The organism is Streptomyces sp. NPDC088246, assembly GCF_044741025.1.
In the GTDB taxonomy this organism is placed as follows: domain Bacteria; phylum Actinomycetota; class Actinomycetes; order Streptomycetales; family Streptomycetaceae; genus Streptomyces.
Genome location: NZ_JBIURV010000011.1, coordinates 108553 through 128489 on the forward strand (window position 1 = coordinate 108553; position 19937 = coordinate 128489).

A 19937-nucleotide genomic window follows, 5' to 3' on the forward strand; every position below is an offset into this window, starting at 1 on the left:
ACCGTGGCCCCCACGCATTCCGGAGGGTCTTGGGGGAACCTGTGAGCCATGAGATTCCTGGTGCGTGAACGGCTCTTCGCTGTCGGTGACGACTACTGGATCGAGGACGCGGACGGCCGCAAGGTGTTCCTCGTGGACGGCAAGGCCATGCGGGTGCGTGACACCTTCGAGCTGAAGGACGCACAGGGCCGGGTCCTGGTCGAGATCCGGCAGAAGCTGCTCAGCCTGCGCGACACGATGCTCATCGAGCGCGACGGCGAACAGCTCGCCACGATCAAGCGCAAGCGGCTGTCGCTGCTGCGCAACCACTACCGGGTGACGCTGGTGGACGGCACCGAGCTCGATGTCAGCGGCAAGATCCTGGACCGCGAGTTCGCCATCGACTACGACGGGGAACTGCTGGCCCAGATCTCACGGCGCTGGCTGACCGTCCGGGACACGTACGGGATCGATGTCGTACGGGAGGACGCCGACGCGGCACTGCTCATCGCCGTATCGGTGTGCGTCCTCGTGCTCGCGGACAAGGAGCACGAGGACTGACGGGCTCGAAAACCAAGCCCGTCCGGCACTTGAGGACAAAACGATCAGCGGGTGGGTCCGGCGATGACATCGAACCCGGTTTCACGTGAAACGTGCCTACTCGCCCGTCTCGGGCGGCGCCAGCCCCAGCCGCCGGTCCTTGAGCGCCGGGAACTGCTCGCGCGTGGCGGCGACCTTCGACGGGTCGAACTCCACGGTGAGCACCTCCTCGTCCGCGCCCGCCTCGGCAAGCACCTCGCCCCAGGGGTCGACGACGATGCTGTGTCCGGCCTGCTGGATTCCGGCGTGGGTGCCCGCGGTGCCGACGGCCAGGACGTACGACTGGTTCTCGACGGCGCGGGCCTGGGCCAGCAGCGTCCAGTGGGCGCGACGGCGCTCCGGCCAGCCCGCGGCGACGATCAGCGTCTCGGCGCCCGCGTCGACCAGACCGCGGAACATTTCCGGGAAGCGCAGGTCATAGCAGGTGGCGAGGCCCAAGGTGGTCTGCGGCAGGGTGACCGTGACCAGCTCCTCGCCGGCTCCCATCATGACCGCCTCGCCCTTGTCGAAGCCGAAGCGGTGGATCTTGCGGTACGCGGCGGCCCGCTCGCCCTCGGGCGTGAAGACGAGCGCGGTGTTGTAGAGGGTGCCGTCGGCCGCGCGCTCGACGAAGGAGCCCGCGTGCAGCCAGACTCCGGCGTCGGCTGCGGCCTTCGCCATGATGTCGTGGGTGGGCCCCTGGAGCGGCTCGGCCTCGTCCGCGAAGGCGGTGTACGCGAACGCGCCGACCGGCCAGAGTTCGGGAAGAACCACCAGATCCGCACCGCGCTGGGCCGCGATCAGCGAAGCCACGCGTTGCCTACGGGAATTGACGGATTCGTCCGGGTCTACTGCGATCTGGATGAGGGAGGCGCGCACACTACCACCGTCCTGGCATTCGAGCCGTCAACACAGGCCTACGATCGTCACACGAAAGCACTGCCGGGGTGCCTGCTCGCAGCGTAACTTAGCGAACGAACCTCCCACGCAGCCCACCGCCCGCGCCCAGCACTCCAGCCCATGCACCGCAGAACCGCACGAGGGGTCCCGTGACCGTCCATCCCAGCCTCCAGACCTACGCCGATGCCTGGACCCACTCCATCGAGTCGATAGCCGAGCTGGTGAAGCCGCTCGCCGAGGGAGAGTGGAACCGCCGTACGCCGTGCCCCGCCTGGTCGGTGCGTGACATCGTCTCGCACGTCATCGGCATGGAGTGCGAGCAGCTCGGCGATCCGCGTCCGATCCACACGCTGCCGCGCGATCTCTACCATGTACAGAACGACTTCGCCCGCTACATGGAGATGCAGGTCGATGTGCGGCGCCACCACACCGCGCCGGAGATGACCTCCGAGCTGGAGTACACGATCATTCGCCGCGCACGTCAGCTGCGCAACGAGACCCGTGACCCCGAGACCATGGTCCGGGCGCCGCTCGGCGCCGAGCAGACCCTCGAACTGGCACTGCGGATGCGGGCCTTCGACGTCTGGGTGCATGAGCAGGATCTACGGGCGACGCTGGGGCAGCCCGGCAATCTGGACTCCCCCGGCGCTTCTGTCGTCCGGGACACCCTGCTCGCCGCGCTGCCGAAGGTGGTCGCCAAGGACGCGGGTGCACCCGCCAATTCGGCGGTCGTGCTCGATGTGCACGGGCCGATGGAGTTCCTGCGCACGGTCAGGGTCGATGCGGAGGGCCGTGGTTCGGTGGACGGTTCGCCGTCGCTCGGGCCCGCGGTGACGCTGGCGCTGGACTGGGAGACGTACTTCCGCCTCGCCTGCGGGCGGGTGCGGGCGGGCGCGGTCGCGGACCGGATCAAGGTCGAGGGCGACCAGGATCTGGCGGAGGCGATCCTGCAGAACTTCGCCGTGACGCCGTAGCGCCACGGCGCCGCGCCACCGTGGTCGGCGGCGCCCGTCGTGCGTGGACGGGCGCGCCGCCGATCAGGGCGCGACAGGCGCGTTACGCGGGTACGTGTACGGCTTCCACGCGGCTGATCACATGGTGGTCCCGCTCGCGGTGCGTGGCCCGGGAGTGCAGCCGCAGAATCTGTACGACCCCGAGCGCCTCCAGTACGAAGACCGAGGCGAACGCGATCCGGTAGTTGTCGCCGGTCGCGTCCAGAAGCACGCCGACGGCGAACAGCGTGGTCATCGAAGCGATGAAGCCGCCCATGTTCACGATGCCCGAGGCGGTGCCCTGGCGCTCCGGCGGGTTGGCGGGCCGTGCGAAGTCGAAGCCGATCATCGAGGCGGGACCGCACGCTCCGAGCACCACGCACAGGACGATCAGCAGCCACATCGGCGCACGGTCGCCCGGGTAGAAGATGGTCGACGCCCAGAGCAGGGCCGTCACGGTGACCGTCCCGAGGGCCAGCGGGGCGCGGGCCGCGTGGTGGCGGGCGATGATCTGCCCGTAGACCAGCCCGAACGCCATGTTGGAGAGCACCACCAGGGTCAGCAGCTCACCGGCGGTGGACCGGCTCAGCCCCTGCGCCTCCACCAGGAACGGCAGCCCCCACAGCAGCAGGAACACCATGGCCGGGAACTGCGTGGTGAAGTGCACCCACATACCGAGCCGGGTGCCGGGCTCTCGCCAGGAGGCGGCAATCTGCTTGCGTACGTAGGCGGCGCCCGCGTGCTCGACGGGCGGCGGCTCGTGGCCCTCGGGGTGGTCCTTCAGGAACAGCAGGAGAAGCACGAGGACGAGAACCCCGGCGGCGGAGCTGCCCAGGAAGGTGGTGGTCCAGCCGAATCCGTGCAGGGCCCTCGCGATGAAGAGCGTCGAGACGAGGTTGCCCGCCATCCCGAAGAGCGCGGCGACCTGCCCGATCAGCGGACCGCGCCGGGCCGGGAACCAGCGGGCACCGAGCCGCAGCACGCTGATGAAGGTCATCGCGTCGCCGCAGCCGAGCAGCGCCCTGGACGCCAGCGCCATGCCGTACGAGGGGGAGAGTGCGAAACCGAGCTGCCCCAGGGTGAACAGAACGGCCCCGAGGGTGAGGACCTTCTTGGTGCCGAGCCGGTCGACCATCAGGCCGACGGGTATCTGCATGCCCGCGTAGACGAGCAGCTGAAGGATGGAGAACGTGGAGAGCGCGGAGGCGTTGACGTGGAACCGGTCGGCGGCGTCCAGTCCGGCAACACCCAGGCTGGTACGGAAGATGATGGCGACGAAGTAGACGGCGACACCGATGCCCCAGACCCACGCGGCACGCCGGCCGCCGGGTGGATCTCCGGGCAGGGACAGGGTGGGAGCGGCGGCAGAACTCACCGGTCCTCACCTCTGACCAGCACCTTGACCCGGCTGACATGACGCCGCACGACCTGTGCGGCACCGTCCGCGTCACCGGACCTGATCGCTTCCAGCAGCTCACCGTGCTCGGTGATGTTGGCGGCGATCCTGCCCGGGTGCGCCTCCATCACGGCGACGCCCATCCGCAACTGCCGGTCGCGCAGCTGGTCGTAGAGGCGCGAGAGAATGTCGTTGCCCGCGTTGCGCACGATCTCTGCGTGGAAGCAGCGGTCCTTCACGGACACGGCGGCCAGGTCCCCGGCCTCGGCCAACTGCCGCTGCTCCTCAAGAAGTTCCTCGAGCCGTCCGATCAACTGCGCGGAGGCGGGAACGGCCTTGCGGGCCGCGAACTCCTCGACGAGCAGCCGGGTCTCCACCACATCCGCGATCTCCTGCGCGGAGACGGCGAGAACAAGGGCACCCTTCTTCGGATACAGCTTGATCAGCCCCTCGACCTCCAGCCGCAGCAGCGCTTCACGCACGGGCGTACGGGAGACACCGACGGCCTCCGCGAGATCACCTTCGGTGAGGAGCGTGCCGCCTTCGTAGCGGCGGCCCAGGACCGCCTCCTTGATATGGGCGTAGACGCGCTCGGCGGCGGGGGGCTGCTTGACGGAAGACTTCACGGTCGACTGCGCAGCGGACTTCGCAGGGGGCTTCACGGCTGGGGGTGCGGCAGGCATGTACACAGCATAGATACAACATGTGTGCATGATGAAACCCGTCCGGGATCCGGACAGGTTCGGGATGTGCGCCGCCCCGTGACCCGGAACCACCCTCAGGCCGACCGGCATATGGGGGGGCGGCGTCGCGGGGCTGGGCACACACTCCCCCAAGGCCTTAAGGGCCAGGGGCCCCTCCAGCGCTGTCGTCGGTCATCAACTTCCCCAAGCTCTCGGCTTCGCTCGAGCAGGGGAGACCCCATTCGCGTTGTTTTCCTCCTCCGCCTTGCAGCTGCACGCACCCAGCCCCGCTCCTTCTCCCACCCCCCATTTGCCGGTCGGCCTTAGCTCCGAAATTGCCTCAGGAATCAGCACATCCTTCCCCCGGCCTCATGAGTCTCACCACCGAGCGGCACCCTCATGTGGCCGCATTCCAGGGGCATTTGGAGCGTTCAAGTTGAAAATTGGCATTAAGGGCATAAACCGCGTTTCGGCCACTGCCACCGTGGCCCTCACCGCGGGTGCCGTCATCGCGGGCAGCGTGTTCGCCTCCACGGCGCAGGCCGCCACGCCGCCCACCCCCACGATCACCGCCAAGGGCGGTTACGTGATGAACAACGGCACCGCGAAGACCCTGTTCACCAAGGCCGCGGACACCCGTCGCTCCACCGGATCCACCACCAAGATCATGACCGCCAAGGTCGTCCTGTCCCAGAAGAATCTCAACCTGGATTCCAAGGTCACGATCCAGAAGGCGTACAGCGACTACATCGTCTCCAAGGGGGCCTCGTCGGCCCGCCTGATCGTGGGCGACAAGGTCACCGTCCGCCAGCTGCTGTACGGCCTGATGCTGCCGTCCGGCTGCGACGCCGCGTACGCGCTGGCCGACAAGTTCGGCTCCGGCACCACCCGCGCGGCCCGCGTGAAGTCGTTCGTCGGCAAGATGAACGCCCAGGCCAAGTCCCTCGGGCTGAAGAACACCCACTTCGACTCGTTCGACGGCATAGGGAACGGCTCGAACTACTCGACGCCGCGCGACCTGACGAAGATCGCCAGCAGCGCGATGAAGAACTCCACGTTCCGCACGGTCGTGAAGACCAAGTCGACCAAGCAGAAGGTCACCACGAAGAGCGGTGGCTACCGCTACATGTCGTGGTCCAACACCAACGCGATGCTCAGCAGCTACAGCGGCGCCATCGGCGTGAAGACCGGTTCCGGCCCGACGGCCAAGTACTGCCTGGTCTTCGCCGCGACCCGCAACGGCAAGACGGTCATCGGCACCGTTCTGTCCTCCACGAGCGCTACCACCCGTTCCGCGGACATGAAGAAGATCATGGACTACTCCTTCAAGAAGTAGTCCGGCCCGGCAACGCACGCACAGAGGGGGCTCGCACCACGCGGGCCCCCTCTCGCTGCCACGGGGCCTCCCCGGCCCCCTGAAATTCCTGGACGCCCCTGGGGCCTGCCGTCCGAGGACGGCTCCCCACCTCGCCGTCCCGGAGGGCGCTCAGTCGAGACAGAACTCGTTGCCCTCGACGTCCTGCATATTGATGCACGACTCGTTGTTCTCGTCGGCATACAGCACGTTCGTGCACACCGCGCCGAGCGCCACCAGCCGATCGCGTTCGGCCTCAAGCACGGCCAGCCGCTCCGCACCCACGAGCCCGGTGCCGGCCCTCACATCGACGTGCACCCTGTTCTTGGCGACCTTGCCTTCGGGAACGCGCTGGAAATACATGCGCGGGCCCTCACCCGTGGGATCGGAGCACACAGCCCATGAATCCTGACCCTCAGAAGGCAGCGTTACGACGTACCCCAACACCTCGCACCAAAAACGAGCGACGCGCCCGGGTTCTGCGCAGTCGAAGGTGACTTGGAACTTCTTGACCGATGCCATCGGATCAGCCTAACAGCGAGCCTCCGCAGTCCAATTCCCGGTGAGGATTCGTGCGTTGGCCAGCGGATTGCCCTTGCCAACGCTTCTGTGCCGTGCGATCGCAGAGGGTGAACCGATATCGACGCCTCCCCTTTGGGGAGTTGCTCGCCGTTCCGGTTCAGTCCGACCCCACCAGCCCCGCCCGGAAGGTGTCCCAGGCGGCGGGGCCGAGCACAATGACGGGGCCGTCGGGCCGCTTGGAGTCACGGACGGCTACGGTGCGGGGGATGTTGCGGGCGACCTCGACGCACTCCTGGCCCGCGTTGCCACCGCTGTAGCTGGACTTGACGAACTTGTACCCGGGCACGCGGTTTACAGCTCCCTGAGGATGGCGTTGATGAGTCTGACCGAGGTGTGTTGCGCAAGCCCCAGACGCGAGATGCGGTCGAAAAGGCTGCCGTGGCGCTCGGCATCAGTATCGCTCTCCAGCCAGAGAGTGGTCGAGGTCGTATCCATGTGAACCACGTCGAGCGCTCCTGGTTCAGCGAAAGACACGATGGTGAAGGCGCTTGTCATGCCGGGGTGAGCACCCGCGATGTACGGCATCACCTGAAGCTTCACGTTCGGCTGCCGCGCCACGTCCAGCAGCCTGCCGAGCTGTTTCCTCATCACCTCGCGTCCGCCAACCAACTGACGCAGGGCGCCTTCGTGCACCACCACCCGCAGCTCAAGCGGTCGGTCGCCACTCAACCGCGCCTGCCGCGCCATCCGGGACTCGACGAAGGGTTCGATCTCGTCGGGGTCCTCCCAGGACCCGTTTCCCACGGCGAGCGCTCTGGCGTAGTCCGGGGTCTGCAACAGTCCGGGCACGATGGCGACTTGCCAGGTGCGAAGGCTGGTTGCGATGTCCTCCAGAGCCACGTACTCGGCCATAGACTGAAGTCCCGGGTACTGATTCCACCAACCACTTGCCTTGCGTCGTTCGCGGTCGGTCTTGGCGAGTGCCAGCAACCTATCGATGAAATCGGCGTCAACCTCGCCGTACAGGTGGCACAAGGCCCTGATGTCGGGGTCCCGTATCGGTACGAGGCCTCGCTCGATCTTCGCAACCTTGGCAACCGACGCCGTCAGCGCCTCCGCAGCGTGCGATTGCCGCAGGGAGCGCCCCTCGCGCATGCGCAGCAACTCCCCACCGAGACGGCGCCCGAGCACAGTCGAAACCGTCCGGCCCCGATCAGGGCTGTTACCTGCCACGTCGCATCCTTCCGCCGAGTCGCCCAAGTCTCGGACTCATTCTCCTCGAACACCAACTAGGGCAGAGAACTTTCTGCCCGAACTTATTGCTGTACACGCAATCACACCGCTACCGTCGGTGTTCCACCGCTCGCACAGCGGAGCCGAAACCGGCGGAAGTGCACCGCCCTGCCCCGCACCGGAACCGAACCAGGCCCCGGCCCACCGCAGGCGCGGCATCGCCACCGCCCGCACCCCACGGAGGCACGCATCCATGACCCCAGCCCAGGAGATCCCCGCCCCCGAGCCCGTTCTCCGAGAGGACCGGCTCGACTACACCCCCACCGCCCGCAGCGTCTCCTTCTCCCGGCGCCGCACCGCGCGGCTCGTTCGGGAGTGGGGGCATCCGGGCCTGGCCGGCGACGCGGCCTTGCTGGTCAGCGAGTTGGCGACCAACGCGTTACTGCACGGCGCCATCCGGGGCCGCCTCTTCCGCGTCCACCTCACGCTCACCGCGACCACGCTCCGTATCGCGGTGAGCGATGCACGCGGCGAGCGGCTGCCCGGCCTGCGTGAGGCCGAGGCCGACGAGTGCTACGGGCGGGGCCTCGTGATCGTCGCGCGGATCGCGGACCACTGGGGCGTCGAGCCACGCACCGTCGGCAAGACCGTCTTCGCCGAACTCGCCGTACGGCAAGGGCCGGACGCGCCGGTGGGCCCGCGCGAACTCCGCGCGGGCCCACCTCGTACACGTACCGCTAAAACCCCTACGCCCAGGTGATGAGCCGCTTCGGCTGCTCCAGGATCGCGGCGACATCCGCCAGGACCTTGGAGCCGAGCTCGCCGTCGACCAGGCGGTGGTCGAACGAGAGGGCCAGCGTGGTGACCTGACGTGGCTTCACCTTGCCCTTGTGGACCCACGGCTGGAGCTTGATCGCACCGACCGCGAGGATCGCGGACTCGCCCGGGTTCAGGATCGGCGTCCCCGTGTCGACGCCGAAGACACCGACGTTGGTGATCGTCACCGTGCCGCCCGCCATGGCCGCGGGGGACGTCCTGCCCTCACGTGCCGTGGAGACCAGCTCGCCCAGCGCCGCCGCGAGCTCCGGCAGGGTCTTGTCGTGCGCGTCCTTGATGTTCGGCACGATCAGACCGCGCGGGGTGGCGGCGGCGATGCCCAGGTTGACGTAGTGCTTGCGCACGATCTCCTGGTTCGCCTCGTCCCAGGCGGAGTTGACGTCCGGGTTGCGCCTGATCGCGACGAGGAGCGCCTTGGCGATGATCAGGAGCGGGTTGACCCGGACCCCCGCCATGTCCTTGTCTTCCTTGAGCTCCGCCACCAGCTTCATCGTGCGCGTCACATCGACGGTGACGAACTCGGTGACGTGCGGAGCCGTGAAGGCGCTGCCCACCATCGCCTGGGCGATGGCCTTCCGTACACCCTTGACCGGGATGCGGGTCTCGCGGGCGCCCACCGTGGTGACGACGGCCGGCGCCTCGGGAGCGGGGGCGGCCTCCGCCGCGACCGGCGCCGGGGCCTGTGCCGGTACGGGCGTGGCCGCCGCGTGCACGTCCTCGCGGGTGATGATGCCGCCCTCGCCGGTCGGGACGACCGTCGCCAGGTCGATGCCCAGGTCCTTGGCCAGCTTGCGCACCGGCGGCTTGGCGAGCGGCCGGCTCTCCCGAACGGCCACGGCGCTGTGGCCGTTCATCTCGCCCTGGATCGCGGCCGCCGCTGCGGGTACAGCCGTCTTGGTCCCCTTGCGGGCGCGCCGCTTCGTGGAGGTCTCGGCGACGCCGTACCCCACCAGGACGGGCTGACGGCCCTTGGGAGCCTCGGGCTCCGGTTCCGGCTGCGCGGCCGGCTCAGGAGCCGGGGCCGCGTCACCGCTGCCCGGCGCCACGTCCACCGCGATGATCACCTGGCCGACGTCGACGGTCGTGCCCTCGGGAAAGCGCAGCTCGTGCACCACCCCGTCGTACGGAATCGGCAGCTCCACGGCCGCCTTGGCCGTCTCGACCTCGCACACGACCTGGCCGTCGGTGACGGTGTCGCCGGGCTGTACGTACCACTTGAGGATCTCGGCCTCGGTCAGTCCCTCGCCCACATCGGGCATCTTGAACTCACGGAAGCGAGCAGCGTTGGAAGTGTCGTTCATCGTTGTCACGCCCCAGTCCTCAGTACGCCAGCGAGCGGTCGACGGCGTCGAGCACACGGTCGAGACCCGGCAGGTACTCGTCCTCCAGCCGCGCCGGCGGGTACGGGGCGTGATAGCCGCCGACCCTGAGCACCGGTGCTTCCAGGTGGTAGAAGCAACGCTCGGTGATCCGGGCGGCGATCTCGGCGCCGGAGCCGTAGAACACCGGCGCCTCGTGGACCACGACGAGCCGGCCGGTCTTCTCGACCGAGGTCTGGATGGTGTCGAAGTCGATCGGGGACATCGAGCGCAGGTCCAGGACCTCGATCGACTTGCCCTCCTCCTGGGCGGCCGCGGCCGCTTCCAGGCAGACCTTCACCATCGGGCCGTACGCGACGAGCGTGAGGTCGGAGCCCGTACGCGCCACCGAGGCCCGGTGCAGCGGGCCGGGGATGGAGTCGGTCTCGACCTCACCCTTGTCCCAGTAGCGGCGCTTCGGCTCGAAGAAGATGATCGGGTCGTCGCTCTGGACGGCCTGCTGCATCATCCAGTAGGCGTCGCTCGCGTTCGAGGGCGAGACCACCTTCAGGCCCGCGACGTGCGCGAACAGGGCCTCGGGGGACTCGCTGTGGTGCTCGACGGCGCCGATGCCGCCGCCGTACGGAATCCGCACGACGACCGGCAGCTTGATCTTGCCGAGCGCCCGGGCGTGCATCTTCGCGAGCTGCGTGACGATCTGGTCGTACGCGGGGAAGACGAAGCCGTCGAACTGGATCTCCACGATGGGCCGGTAGCCGCGCAGGGCCAGGCCGATCGCCGTACCGACGATGCCGGACTCGGCGAGCGGGGTGTCGATCACCCGGTCCTCGCCGAAGTCCTTCTGAAGTCCGTCGGTGATCCGGAAGACCCCGCCCAGCTTGCCGACGTCCTCACCCATGATGAGGACCTTGGGGTCGGTGTCGAGGGCCTTGCGCAGCGACTCGTTGAGAGCCTTCGCAATGGACATCTTTTCCATGGCCATGGCTAGTTGCCCTCCTCGGCGAACGATGCCTGGTAGGCGGCGAACTGGGCACGCTCCTCGTCGACGAGCGGATTCCCGTCGGCGTAGGCGTGGTCGAAGATCGCCATCGGGTCCGGATCGGGCATCGCCCGTACCGCCTCACGCACCCGCTTGCCGAGGGCTTCGCTCTCCTCCTCCAGCGCGGTGAAGAATGCCTCGTCGGCGGCCTGCTGCTTCTCCAGGTGGGTACGCAGCCGCAGGATCGGGTCCTTGGCCTCCCAGGAGGCCCGCTCCTCGTCCGCCCGGTACTTCGTCGGGTCGTCGGAGGTGGTGTGCGCGCCCATGCGGTAGGTGAACGCCTCGACGAGCGTGGGCCCCTCCCCCCGACGGGCCCGCTCCAGCGCCGACCTGGTGACGGCCAGACAGGCGAGTACGTCGTTGCCGTCGACCCGGACGCCGGGGAAGCCGAAGCCCTGCGCGCGCTGGTAGAGCGGGACGCGGGTCTGCTTCTCGGTCGGCTCGGAGATCGCCCACTGGTTGTTCTGGCAGAAGAAGACGACCGGGGCGTTGTAGACCGCGGAGAAGGTGAAGGACTCGGCGACGTCGCCCTGGCTGGAGGCACCGTCGCCGAAGTACGCGATCACGGCCGAGTCCGCGCCGTCCTTGGCGACGCCCATGGCGTAGCCGGTGGCGTGCAGGGTCTGCGAGCCGATGACGATCGTGTACAGGTGGAAGTTGTTGGTGTTCGGGTCCCAGCCACCGTGGTTCACACCGCGGAACATCCCGAGCAGATTGGTCGGGTCGACGCCCCGGCACCAGGCGACGCCGTGCTCGCGGTAGGTCGGGAAGACGTAGTCGTCGTCGCGCAGGGCCCGGCCGGAGCCGATCTGGGCGGCCTCCTGGCCGAGCAGCGAGGCCCACAGGCCCAGCTCGCCCTGGCGCTGCAGGGCGGTGGCCTCGGCATCGAAGCGGCGGGTCAGGACCATGTCCCGGTACAGACCGCGCAACTCTTCGGCGGTCAGGTCGATCTGGTAGTCCGGATGCTCCACCCGCTCACCCTCGGGCGTCAGCAGCTGTACGAGCTCGGGCTCGGAAGTCTGCGGCGTCTTGGCGGACGTCTTGGCGGACGTCTTAGCGGGCGTTTTCACGGCGCTGGTCCGCTTACTGCTGCGTCGCGGTTTGCTCGCGGCAGTGCTCTCCACGGTCACGTGCGTGCTCCTCCGTCGGTCCGGCCCCCGGGGTCTGCCGGGAAGCCAGTGCGGCTCGCCTGTGTCCGTACCCGTGCACGGGGTGGGTGCCGCTCGGTCCGGGAACAGGCGTGACAGGTGCCCCGGCGAGCGCCCTGCCAAAAGCACGTTACCCAGTACGCCGCATAACTGCGAAACCCCATCTGACCTGCGATTTTGCTTGGATTTCCAAGTAAATCGAAAAAGTCGGGAACTCTCGCTGGTCACAGCACTGGGAACAGCCTTGCAGGCCGCCGGAACAACGGCACGTTATCCCGCCGTTCGGCGGCAGGGAAGAGGCGAGTGTGTGAGACTGCGTTTTGTGCGCGAACAAGGAAAAATCACTGTTTTTCTGCTGGACGACCACGAAGTCGTCCGGCGCGGAGTCCATGAATTGCTCTCGGTCGAGGACGACATCGAGGTCGTCGGCGAGGCCGGCACGGCGGCGGACGCACTGGTCCGCATCCCGGCGACCCGGCCCGATGTGGCGGTGCTCGATGTGCGGTTGCCGGACGGGAGCGGGGTGGAGGTCTGCCGGGAGATCCGTTCCCAGGACGAGAACATCAAATGCCTGATGCTGACCTCGTACGCCGATGACGAGGCGCTCTTCGACGCGATCATGGCGGGCGCGTCGGGATATGTGCTGAAGGCGATCCGCGGCAACGAACTGCTGAACGCGGTACGGGACGTGGCGGCCGGGAAGTCGCTGCTGGACCCGGTGGCGACCGCCCGGGTGCTGGAGCGGCTGCGCGACGGCAAGAAGGGCCGGGGTGACGACAAGCTCGCCGGTCTCACCGATCAGGAGCGCAAGATCCTCGATCTGATCGGGGAGGGGCTGACGAACCGGGTGATCGGTGAGCGGCTGCACCTCGCCGAGAAGACGATCAAGAATTATGTCTCCAGTCTGCTCTCCAAGCTGGGCATGGAACGGCGCTCGCAGGCCGCCGCGTACGTGGCCAGGCTGCAGGCGGAGAAGGGCTGAGCGCCGCGTGGTGACAGGGCCGGGACGTGCACGGAGCGGCTGCGGTCCTCGGTGATCTTTCGGGACTTTGGTCCCGGACCACCTGGGGCCGCGGCCTCTTTTTACGGCCTCCCCGGTGGCGGAGAGTGGAGAACATGCCCTCTGAGGAACTCCACGCGATCGGACTGCTCGGCCGCGTCCAGTACGGCCGGCTGGCGACGAGCATGCGGGCCCTCCCGATACTGGCGGTGGCCCGCCACATCGTGGCCGACGGCCATGTCGTCCTGCGGATGCACAGCGGCCTCGGCTACCACGAGGCCTGCGACGGCACGGTCGTGGCGTACGGAGCGGACAACTTCAACGCCGCGCCCTCGGGGGACGACGGCGAGCTGTGGTCCGTGCAGTTCACCGGCCCCGCCGAGATCGTGTACCCGACCCCCGAACAGCGGGAGCGCTTCGGCGCCGCGCCCGACCAGGTGAACGGGGAGCCCTTCGCCCCTGCCTACCTCGGGGTCGACCCGCACTTCGTCTCCGTGCACACTCTGGGCTTCCACGCAAGTCAACTGATCCGCAACGCAGCGTGATCTAACATCTGGCGAGTGCCGCGCTCATCTGTAACTCTTCCGTCCGCTCCGCCGGCCGGCGAGGTGCTGTGCCCGTCCGCGCCCCGTTCGGCCGTGCCCCGTCCGCCCGTTCCTCCGGTGGACGAGGTGCTGCGCCGCTACCCGGATGCCGGTGAGCCCCTCACCTGCAAGCCCGTCACCCAGGGCCTGCTCAATCACGGCTACCGCGTCTCCACCACCCGCGGTTCCTACTTCCTCAAGCATCACCTCGACGACTCCACCGGCGACCGCGCCACGATCGTCCGCCAGCACCGCGCCACCCAGCGGCTGCAGTCACTCGGCGTGCCCGTCGCGCCGCCCGTGGAGGACACCGAGGGCGACACGGTCGCGGAGATCGGCGGCCGGTGCTACGCCCTGCACCCCTGGGTCGACGGACTGCACCGGGCCGGCGCCCAGCTCACCGCAGCCCAGTCACAGCGGCTCGGAGCGCTGCTCGGGGCCGTGCACACCGGGCTCGAACAGGTCATGGAGGCGGGCACGGGACTCGCAGGGCGGTCCGGCGGCTACCGGAGCCCCGACCCCGCCGACACCTTCGCGCTGATCGACGACCTGCTGGCGGCCGCGCGCGGGCGCCACCCCCGGGACTCCTTCGACGAGCTGGCCGAGCACCGTCTCCTGGAGCGGCGCACCCTGCTGGAACAGCACGCCGACCGCAGGCCGCCCACCCCCGGCATCCCGGCCACCGGCTGGGTGCACGGCGACTTCCACCCGCTGAACGTCCTCTACCGGGGCACGGACCCGGTCGCGATCCTCGACTGGGACCGGCTGGGGGTCCAGCCGCGCGCGGAGGAGGCGGTACGGGCCGCGGCGATCTTCTTCGTGCAGCCGGCCGGGAAGCTGGAGCTGGAGAAGGTACGGGCGTACGCGGGGGCCTACCGGCGGGCGGCCGGGGCGGGGGCGGCGGAACTGGCCGCGGCGGTGCACCGGGTGTGGTGGGAGCGGCTCAACGACTTCTGGATACTGCGCTGGCGGTACTGCCTGCACGACCGAAGGGCCGACCCGCAGTTCCCTGCGGTGTCGGCCCTGGCGGTCTGGTGGACGCGCGAGTACGAGGCGGTGTGCGAGGCGTTCACAGGGTGAGGCCGCCCCGTGCGGGCCGTCCGGGTTAAGGGGTGCCCGCCGTGGTGGCCCCGGCCCCCGCGGACGTGCCGGTGGTGGCCCCGGTGGCGGCGCCACCGGTACCGCCATCGGCCGCACCCGTACCGCCATCGGCCGCACCCGTACCGCCATCGGCCGCACCCGTACCGCCATCGGCCGCACCCGTACCGCCATCGGCCGCACCCGTACCGCCGTCGGCCGCACCCGTGCCTGCGTCGGTGCTGCCGCCTGTGGCCGGTGTGGACGGCTTGGTCGGCGGCGGCTCGGACGACTTGCTCGGTTCGACCGGCGGGGTGTAGGGCTGCTGCGGCGGGGTGTCCTGCTGGTTGCCGGTGGAGTTCTCCGGCTCCTGGCTCTGCTCGCTCTGCTCGTCGCTCGGCGAGGGCGAACTCTCCGACTCGGACGGCGAGCTGGAGGTCTTCGTGGGCGTCTTCTCCTGCTGGTTGTCGTTGCTGTTCGCCGCGCTGACGGCGATGGCGACACCGGCCCCGATCGCGATCAGCGCGAGCACGACGAACAGCCACAGCTTGCCGCGGCCGCCACCGCCCTGGTGTCCGCCTTCGTAGCCACCGTCGTCGGGGTTCATCGGCGGCAGGATCGGGCCCTGCGAGGTGTCCCCGTGCTGCGGGTGGCCCATCGCCATCGTGCCCCCGGCGATGCCCATGGCCGGGGTGTGTCCGCGTTCGTGCATCGCGACCGGGCCGGTGTTCCACGTACCCGTGTGGCCGCCCTGCACCTGAAGCATCTGCAGGCCGTACTGGATGAGGCCGCGCATCTCCTCGGCGCTCTGGAACCGGTCGTCCGGGTCCTTCGCGAGCGAGCGCATGACCAGCCCGTCCAGCTCCGGCGGCACCGCGTCCAGGACCTCGGACGGCGGGACCGGAATGTCCTGTACGTGCTGATACACCACGGAGAGCGGCGTCTCACCCGTGAACGGGGGCCGCAGCGCGAGGAGTTCGTACAGCAGGCAGCCGGTGGCGTAGAGGTCGGAGCGGTGGTCGACGGCCTTGCCCAGCGCCTGCTCGGGGGAGAGGTACTGCGGCGTGCCCATGACCATGCCGGTCTGCGTCATCGTCGACTGCGCGCCGTGCAGCGCACGGGCGATGCCGAAGTCCATCACCTTGACCGCACCCGAGTCCGTGATGATCACGTTGGCGGGCTTGATGTCACGGTGCACGATGCCGTGCTGGTGCGAGTACGCGAGGGCTTCCAGTACCCCCGAGACGATGATCAGCGCCTGCTCGGGCGGCGGGGCCTCGGCATTGAGCAGCAGATCGCGGATGGTGCGGCCCTCGACGAGCTCCATCACGATGTAGGGGACGGTCTGGCCGCCCACGACGTCCTCGCCGGAGTCGTACACGGCGACGATCGCATGGTGGTTGAGGCCCGCGACCGACTGTGCCTCGCGCGTGAACCGGGCCTTGGAGACCGGGTCCTCGGCGAGATCGGAACGCAGGAGCTTGACCGCGACCGTACGTCCCAGCCTTACGTCCTCGGCCGCGAAGACCTCCGCCATGCCGCCCCGGCCGAGCCGGTGGGTCATCCGGTAGCGTCCGTCACCGACGACGCCGCCGATGCCCCAGGAGTCGGTGCCATCCGAAACTCCGCCGCCGTTTGCTTCGGAATCGGGTGCCATCAGTCCTCGCCGTCGTATCTGTCCGCGCGTCCGCGGGTTCTCACGGTGTCTAGCTGCATTGCCACGTCACGCTACAGCCTTTGCCGGACACACCGTTTCCGAGAGGGACGGGTCATCCAACCGGCCGGCGTGCCGCGCGCGCAAATTCCATGCGGTTCCTGTAACGCTTCCGAGACGCTTCTTGTGCGTAGGGTCACGGAACGGGCACCTGGCTTGACGTGTCGTACCCCTCGGGCAGACTTGGCGCGTAAATAGGGATCATCGCGTCAGTCGCGCGCCGAGGGGGAAGCAAGTCATGAGCCAGGACGGCGCACACGGCGCTCAGGGGCGCTATGCGGGCGGTTCGGTCGCCGGCGGCCGGTACCAGCTTCGCGACCTGCTCGGCGAGGGCGGGATGGCGTCCGTATATCTGGCGTACGACTCCGCACTGGACCGCCAGGTCGCGATCAAGACGCTGCACACGGAGCTGGGCCGCGAGCAGTCCTTCCGTGAGCGGTTCCGGCGCGAGGCGCAGGCCGTTGCCAAATTGCAGCACACCAACATCGTCTCGGTCTTCGACACCGGCGAGGACGAGCTCGGCGGAGCGCTGATGCCGTACATCGTCATGGAGTACGTGGAGGGGCAGCCGCTCGGCTCCGTGCTCCAGGCGGACATCCGGAATTACGGTGCGATGCCGGCCGACAGGGCGCTCAAGGTGACGTCCGACGTACTGGCCGCGCTGGACACCAGCCACGAGATGGGCCTGGTCCACCGCGACATCAAGCCCGGCAACGTGATGGTGACCAAGCGCGGTGTCGTGAAGGTCATGGACTTCGGCATCGCCCGCGCCATGCAGTCGGGCGTCACATCGATGACGCAGACCGGCATGGTCGTCGGCACCCCGCAGTACCTCTCCCCCGAGCAGGCCCTGGGCCGCGGGGTGGACGCGCGCTCCGACCTGTACTCGGTCGGCATCATGCTGTTCCAGCTGCTGACCGGACGCATCCCGTTCGACGCGGACTCGCCGCTCGCCATCGCGTACGCGCACGTCCAGGAGGAGCCTGTCGCGCCCTCCACCATCAACCGGTCGATCACCCCGGCGATGGACGCACTCGTCGCCCGCGCACTGAAGAAGAACCCGAACGAGCGCTTCCCGAGCGCCGCGGCGATGCAGGACGAGATTGCGCGCGTGCTGAACGCGAGCGGGCAGACGGGCGCCCCGGTGATCGTCGCGGGCGGCGGCGCACCGTCGAACAGCGGATCGGGCGTCGGCTCGGCGGTCTTCCCGCCGGTCGACCAGTCCACCCCGGCGCCGCAGAACGTCCAGACGCCGTACCAGCCGGGCCCGTACCAGTCGGGCGCCCAGTCGGGGCCGTACGGTCCGCCGACCCCGGCGCCCGCTCCGTCGTACGGCTATCCGCAGTCGGCTCCGGCGTACCAGAGCCAGGCGCCGATGTCCCCGATGCAGCAGCAGACGCCGCCGCCCTACACGATCGCGCCGCAGACGCACTCCGGCTCCGGCGCGGGCGGCTCCAAGCGGAACATGCCGGTGATCGTGGGCTCGATCGTGGTCGCGCTGATCGCGATCGGCGGGCTGATCACGGTGCTCTCGCTGAAGGACGACCCGGGTACGGACGACAACAACTCCGCGAGTGAATCGCCGGCCGCGAGCGAGCACAAGGATCCGGAGCGGAACCGGACGATGAAGACCGAGGACTGCACGGACCCGATAGAGGACAGCGACGACCCGAGCAAGGTCACCGCACCGAGCTTCCTCTACAAGGACATCCTCTCGGCGAAGGCGTGCGCGGACGCGGCGGGCTGGACCATCAAGCCGATCAAGGTGCCGGGAAACGCCTACGCGGAGGACCAGGTCATCGACCAGTTCCCCACCTCCGGAACGGCCGTGGACCAGAAGGGCGCCCACTTCGAGCTGCGCATCGCGACGGGCGATCCGGCCTGACCCGAGGCGTACGCGGGTACACGGAAGTGACGGCCCGGTACATGTGAGGGCGGGCTGCCCGGCCCTCATACGCGTGACGGCACCTCCTGGGGTCACCACACATCCGAGATGCCGGACATATCGTCACATGTGACGCTGACCGCATGGCTCAAGGACTTCTCCCCTCACGGTCCACAAGGTGTGCGGCCTGCTTCATATTGACGGCGGGCGCGGCACTGGGGGGCGCAACTGGCGTGGCGCACGCGGACCGGCGCGCCCCCGGCAGGACGCCGGGGGCGGTGAGCGCCTCGGTGACGCCGCCCACGACCGCATCGGCCGGACCTTCCGCCCCGCCTTCCACCACCCCCCGTGTCGAACCGTCAGGCAAGGGTTCGGCCACTCCTTCGGCCGTACCGACGACCACTCCCTCGGGGAGTGCTTCGACCGTACCGACGACCACTTCCTCGGGGAGTGCTTCGACCGTACCGACGACCATTCCCTCGGGGAGTGCTTCGGCCGCCCCCGCACCTCCGGCATCCCCTCCGGCGTCCTCTCCGCCCTCCTCCCAGGCCTCCGGCTCCCCCTCGGCCTCGCCCCCCTCCGCCGCCGCGAACGCCGGGTCGCCGCCTCCCGAAGCGCAGCCCCCGCTCGCCGGGCGCGAGGCCGGGGAGGGGCGGCTGCGGCCCGGGCGGCAGCTCCCGTCGTCGGAGCTCACCCCCGCGGACAGTTCGTTCGACGAGCCCGACGCGCGGCCTGCGGCGACCGACCCGGCGCCGGTGAACGCCGCGACACCGGCGGCGAGCACGTCCCCCGAGGCCGGCCGGCTCGCTCCACAGGCCCTCGACGGGCCGTCCGTGCAGCGGGTACAGCGGGTGCAGCGGGTGTCGCTGGGCGCGGGAATCGCACTGATAGGACTGGGGCTGGGCTTCCTGGCATTCCGTTTACGCCGCCCGAACTGAGACGACCCGCAGACCTCCCACCAGCTCCCACACGCTCCGGCCGAGGCTTGCATCGAACAACATACTCGGTATACATACTCAGTATGTCGATCCGCCACGGGCTACTGGCCCTACTGGAGCGGGGGCCCCGATACGGCTCCCAGCTCCGTACCGAATTCGAGTCGCGCACCGGCTCCACCTGGCCGCTCAACGTCGGCCAGGTGTACACGACGCTGAGCCGGCTGGAGCGCGACGGCCTGGTCGCCCAGGACGACGAGGACGACCAGGGGCACGCCCTCTACGCGATCACCGACGACGGCCGCACCGAGCTGCGGAACTGGTTCGAGACGCCCGTCGACCGCAGCAACCCGCCCCGCGACGAGCTGGCCATCAAGCTCGCCATGGCGGTCGGCGCGCCCGGGGTCGACATCCGGGCCGTCATCCAGTCCCAGCGCCGCCACACCGTGAAGGCGATGCAGGACTACACCCGCCTCAAGGCGCAGGCCCTCGCCGATGTCCCGGCCAACCGCGACGAGGTCGCCTGGCTGCTCGTAGTCGAGCAGCTGATCTTCCAGGCGGAGGCCGAGGCCCGCTGGCTGGATCACTGCGAGTCCCGGCTGGTCCGCCTCGCCGAGGCCGCCGCCACGGAGCCGGAGCCCGAGGTACGTACGGCCAGCCGCGCCCCGGCCCGTACCGCCCGCCCACGCACCCGGCGCTGACCACCGACCACCCGGAAACCGGCACTGCCCTCAGACAATCCACGTGCGCACCGGGCGCCG

The 19937-nt window shown here is 69.1% G+C and carries 20 protein-coding genes; 9 read left to right on the top strand and 11 right to left on the bottom strand.

Going from position 1 to position 19937, the window contains the following annotated elements; translation table 11 throughout:
* The first annotated feature begins 48 nt into the window (after positions 1–48).
* A complete protein-coding gene (locus ACIPEK_RS17430) occupies positions 49–540 on the top strand; it encodes an LURP-one-related/scramblase family protein (protein WP_401996648.1) in 492 nt (163 codons plus the stop codon).
* Positions 541–636: 96 nt separating this feature from the next.
* On the opposite strand, the gene ACIPEK_RS17435 is transcribed toward ACIPEK_RS17430, so the two are convergent.
* Positions 637–1437 carry a carbon-nitrogen family hydrolase gene (locus tag ACIPEK_RS17435; protein WP_401996651.1) on the bottom strand — a complete coding sequence of 267 codons (801 nt, stop codon included), beginning with the start codon at positions 1435–1437 and terminating at the stop codon, positions 637–639.
* A gap of 170 nt (positions 1438–1607) precedes the next feature.
* Between ACIPEK_RS17435 and ACIPEK_RS17440 the strand changes: the two genes are divergently transcribed.
* A complete protein-coding gene (locus ACIPEK_RS17440) occupies positions 1608–2432 on the top strand; it encodes a maleylpyruvate isomerase family mycothiol-dependent enzyme (protein WP_383069841.1) in 825 nt (274 codons plus the stop codon).
* Between the two features lie 82 nt (positions 2433–2514).
* On the opposite strand, the gene ACIPEK_RS17445 is transcribed toward ACIPEK_RS17440, so the two are convergent.
* On the bottom strand, positions 2515–3825 hold the full coding sequence (locus ACIPEK_RS17445; protein WP_401996654.1) for a nitrate/nitrite transporter: 1311 nt from the start codon (positions 3823–3825) through the stop codon (positions 2515–2517).
* Complete coding sequence (locus tag ACIPEK_RS17450) at positions 3822–4529, bottom strand: GntR family transcriptional regulator (RefSeq protein ID WP_401996657.1); 708 nt, start codon at positions 4527–4529, stop codon at positions 3822–3824. The genes ACIPEK_RS17445 and ACIPEK_RS17450 overlap by 4 nt, the downstream gene beginning before the upstream one ends.
* Positions 4530–4965: 436 nt before the next feature.
* Here ACIPEK_RS17450 and ACIPEK_RS17455 point away from each other — a divergent pair, with 436 nt between their 5' ends.
* Complete coding sequence (locus tag ACIPEK_RS17455; RefSeq protein WP_383069835.1) at positions 4966–5865, top strand: D-alanyl-D-alanine carboxypeptidase family protein; 900 nt, start codon at positions 4966–4968, stop codon at positions 5863–5865.
* A gap of 150 nt (positions 5866–6015) precedes the next feature.
* Here the strand turns inward: ACIPEK_RS17455 and ACIPEK_RS17460 are convergent, their stop codons facing one another.
* The 3 genes from ACIPEK_RS17460 to ACIPEK_RS17470 all read right to left on the bottom strand — a co-directional run bounded on the left by ACIPEK_RS17460 (position 6016) and on the right by ACIPEK_RS17470 (position 7638).
* On the bottom strand, positions 6016–6405 hold the full coding sequence (locus tag ACIPEK_RS17460; protein ID WP_401996661.1) for a VOC family protein: 390 nt from the start codon (positions 6403–6405) through the stop codon (positions 6016–6018).
* A gap of 157 nt (positions 6406–6562) precedes the next feature.
* Positions 6563–6751, bottom strand: a complete 189-nt coding sequence (locus ACIPEK_RS17465) for a DUF397 domain-containing protein (protein ID WP_401996664.1) — start codon at positions 6749–6751, stop codon at positions 6563–6565.
* Between the two features lie 5 nt (positions 6752–6756).
* The gene (locus ACIPEK_RS17470) at positions 6757–7638 is read right to left on the bottom strand and encodes a helix-turn-helix domain-containing protein (RefSeq protein WP_401996667.1); all 882 of its coding nucleotides are present in this window, start codon (positions 7636–7638) and stop codon (positions 6757–6759) included.
* 253 nt (positions 7639–7891) lie between these two features.
* Here ACIPEK_RS17470 and ACIPEK_RS17475 point away from each other — a divergent pair, with 253 nt between their 5' ends.
* A complete protein-coding gene (locus ACIPEK_RS17475; RefSeq protein ID WP_401996670.1) occupies positions 7892–8398 on the top strand; it encodes an ATP-binding protein in 507 nt (168 codons plus the stop codon).
* Here ACIPEK_RS17475 and ACIPEK_RS17480 read toward each other — a convergent pair.
* Genes ACIPEK_RS17480 through pdhA form a run of 3 tightly spaced genes read right to left on the bottom strand, consistent with a single transcriptional unit; the run spans position 8385 to position 11963 of the window.
* Positions 8385–9785 carry a dihydrolipoamide acetyltransferase family protein gene (locus tag ACIPEK_RS17480; protein ID WP_401996673.1) on the bottom strand — a complete coding sequence of 467 codons (1401 nt, stop codon included), beginning with the start codon at positions 9783–9785 and terminating at the stop codon, positions 8385–8387. The genes ACIPEK_RS17475 and ACIPEK_RS17480 overlap by 14 nt on opposite strands.
* Positions 9786–9795: 10 nt before the next feature.
* Positions 9796–10776, bottom strand: a complete 981-nt coding sequence (locus ACIPEK_RS17485) for an alpha-ketoacid dehydrogenase subunit beta (protein WP_114245456.1) — start codon at positions 10774–10776, stop codon at positions 9796–9798.
* Between the two features lie 2 nt (positions 10777–10778).
* Positions 10779–11963: a pyruvate dehydrogenase (acetyl-transferring) E1 component subunit alpha gene (gene pdhA, locus ACIPEK_RS17490; RefSeq protein ID WP_401996677.1), complete on the bottom strand. Its 1185-nt coding sequence runs from the start codon at positions 11961–11963 to the stop codon at positions 10779–10781.
* Between the two features lie 340 nt (positions 11964–12303).
* On the opposite strand from pdhA, the gene ACIPEK_RS17495 reads away from it, so the two are divergent.
* The 3 genes from ACIPEK_RS17495 to ACIPEK_RS17505 all read left to right on the top strand — a co-directional run bounded on the left by ACIPEK_RS17495 (position 12304) and on the right by ACIPEK_RS17505 (position 14645).
* A complete protein-coding gene (locus ACIPEK_RS17495) occupies positions 12304–12963 on the top strand; it encodes a response regulator (RefSeq protein WP_401996894.1) in 660 nt (219 codons plus the stop codon).
* A 134-nt stretch (positions 12964–13097) separates the two neighbouring features.
* Entirely contained in the window at positions 13098–13526 is a 429-nt protein-coding gene (locus ACIPEK_RS17500) for a pyridoxamine 5'-phosphate oxidase family protein (protein WP_401996680.1), read from the top strand.
* Positions 13527–13652: 126 nt separating this feature from the next.
* Entirely contained in the window at positions 13653–14645 is a 993-nt protein-coding gene (locus ACIPEK_RS17505) for a phosphotransferase (protein WP_383070019.1), read from the top strand.
* A 25-nt stretch (positions 14646–14670) separates the two neighbouring features.
* Here ACIPEK_RS17505 and ACIPEK_RS17510 read toward each other — a convergent pair whose 3' ends face one another.
* Positions 14671–16299 (bottom strand): protein kinase, encoded by a 1629-nt coding sequence (locus ACIPEK_RS17510; RefSeq protein WP_401996683.1) that lies wholly within the window; start codon positions 16297–16299, stop codon positions 14671–14673.
* Positions 16300–16594: 295 nt separating this feature from the next.
* Between ACIPEK_RS17510 and ACIPEK_RS17515 the strand changes: the two genes are divergently transcribed.
* Positions 16595–18241 (top strand): protein kinase, encoded by a 1647-nt coding sequence (locus tag ACIPEK_RS17515; protein ID WP_401996686.1) that lies wholly within the window; start codon positions 16595–16597, stop codon positions 18239–18241.
* 148 nt (positions 18242–18389) lie between these two features.
* Here the strand turns inward: ACIPEK_RS17515 and ACIPEK_RS17520 are convergent, their stop codons facing one another.
* Positions 18390–19025, bottom strand: coding sequence for a hypothetical protein (locus tag ACIPEK_RS17520; protein ID WP_401996689.1), 636 nt, complete (start codon positions 19023–19025; stop codon positions 18390–18392).
* A gap of 237 nt (positions 19026–19262) precedes the next feature.
* Between ACIPEK_RS17520 and ACIPEK_RS17525 the strand changes: the two genes are divergently transcribed.
* Positions 19263–19877 carry a PadR family transcriptional regulator gene (locus tag ACIPEK_RS17525; RefSeq protein WP_401996692.1) on the top strand — a complete coding sequence of 205 codons (615 nt, stop codon included), beginning with the start codon at positions 19263–19265 and terminating at the stop codon, positions 19875–19877.
* Positions 19878–19937: the final 60 nt, after the last annotated feature.

Bases quoted from the DNA above. Each gene is read 5' to 3' on its own strand.
- ACIPEK_RS17500 (WP_401996680.1), top strand. From the start codon at position 13,098: ATGCCCTCTGAGGAACTCCACGCGATCGGACTGCTCGGCCGCGTCCAG.
- ACIPEK_RS17510 (WP_401996683.1), bottom strand. From the start codon at position 16,299: ATGGCACCCGATTCCGAAGCAAACGGCGGCGGAGTTTCGGATGGCACC.
- ACIPEK_RS17450 (WP_401996657.1), bottom strand. From the start codon at position 4,529: ATGCCTGCCGCACCCCCAGCCGTGAAGCCCCCTGCGAAGTCCGCTGCG.
- ACIPEK_RS17460 (WP_401996661.1), bottom strand. From the start codon at position 6,405: ATGGCATCGGTCAAGAAGTTCCAAGTCACCTTCGACTGCGCAGAACCC.
- ACIPEK_RS17475 (WP_401996670.1), top strand. From the start codon at position 7,892: ATGACCCCAGCCCAGGAGATCCCCGCCCCCGAGCCCGTTCTCCGAGAG.
- ACIPEK_RS17485 (WP_114245456.1), bottom strand. From the start codon at position 10,776: ATGGCCATGGAAAAGATGTCCATTGCGAAGGCTCTCAACGAGTCGCTG.
- ACIPEK_RS17515 (WP_401996686.1), top strand. From the start codon at position 16,595: ATGAGCCAGGACGGCGCACACGGCGCTCAGGGGCGCTATGCGGGCGGT.
- ACIPEK_RS17430 (WP_401996648.1), top strand. From the start codon at position 49: ATGAGATTCCTGGTGCGTGAACGGCTCTTCGCTGTCGGTGACGACTAC.
- ACIPEK_RS17525 (WP_401996692.1), top strand. From the start codon at position 19,263: ATGTCGATCCGCCACGGGCTACTGGCCCTACTGGAGCGGGGGCCCCGA.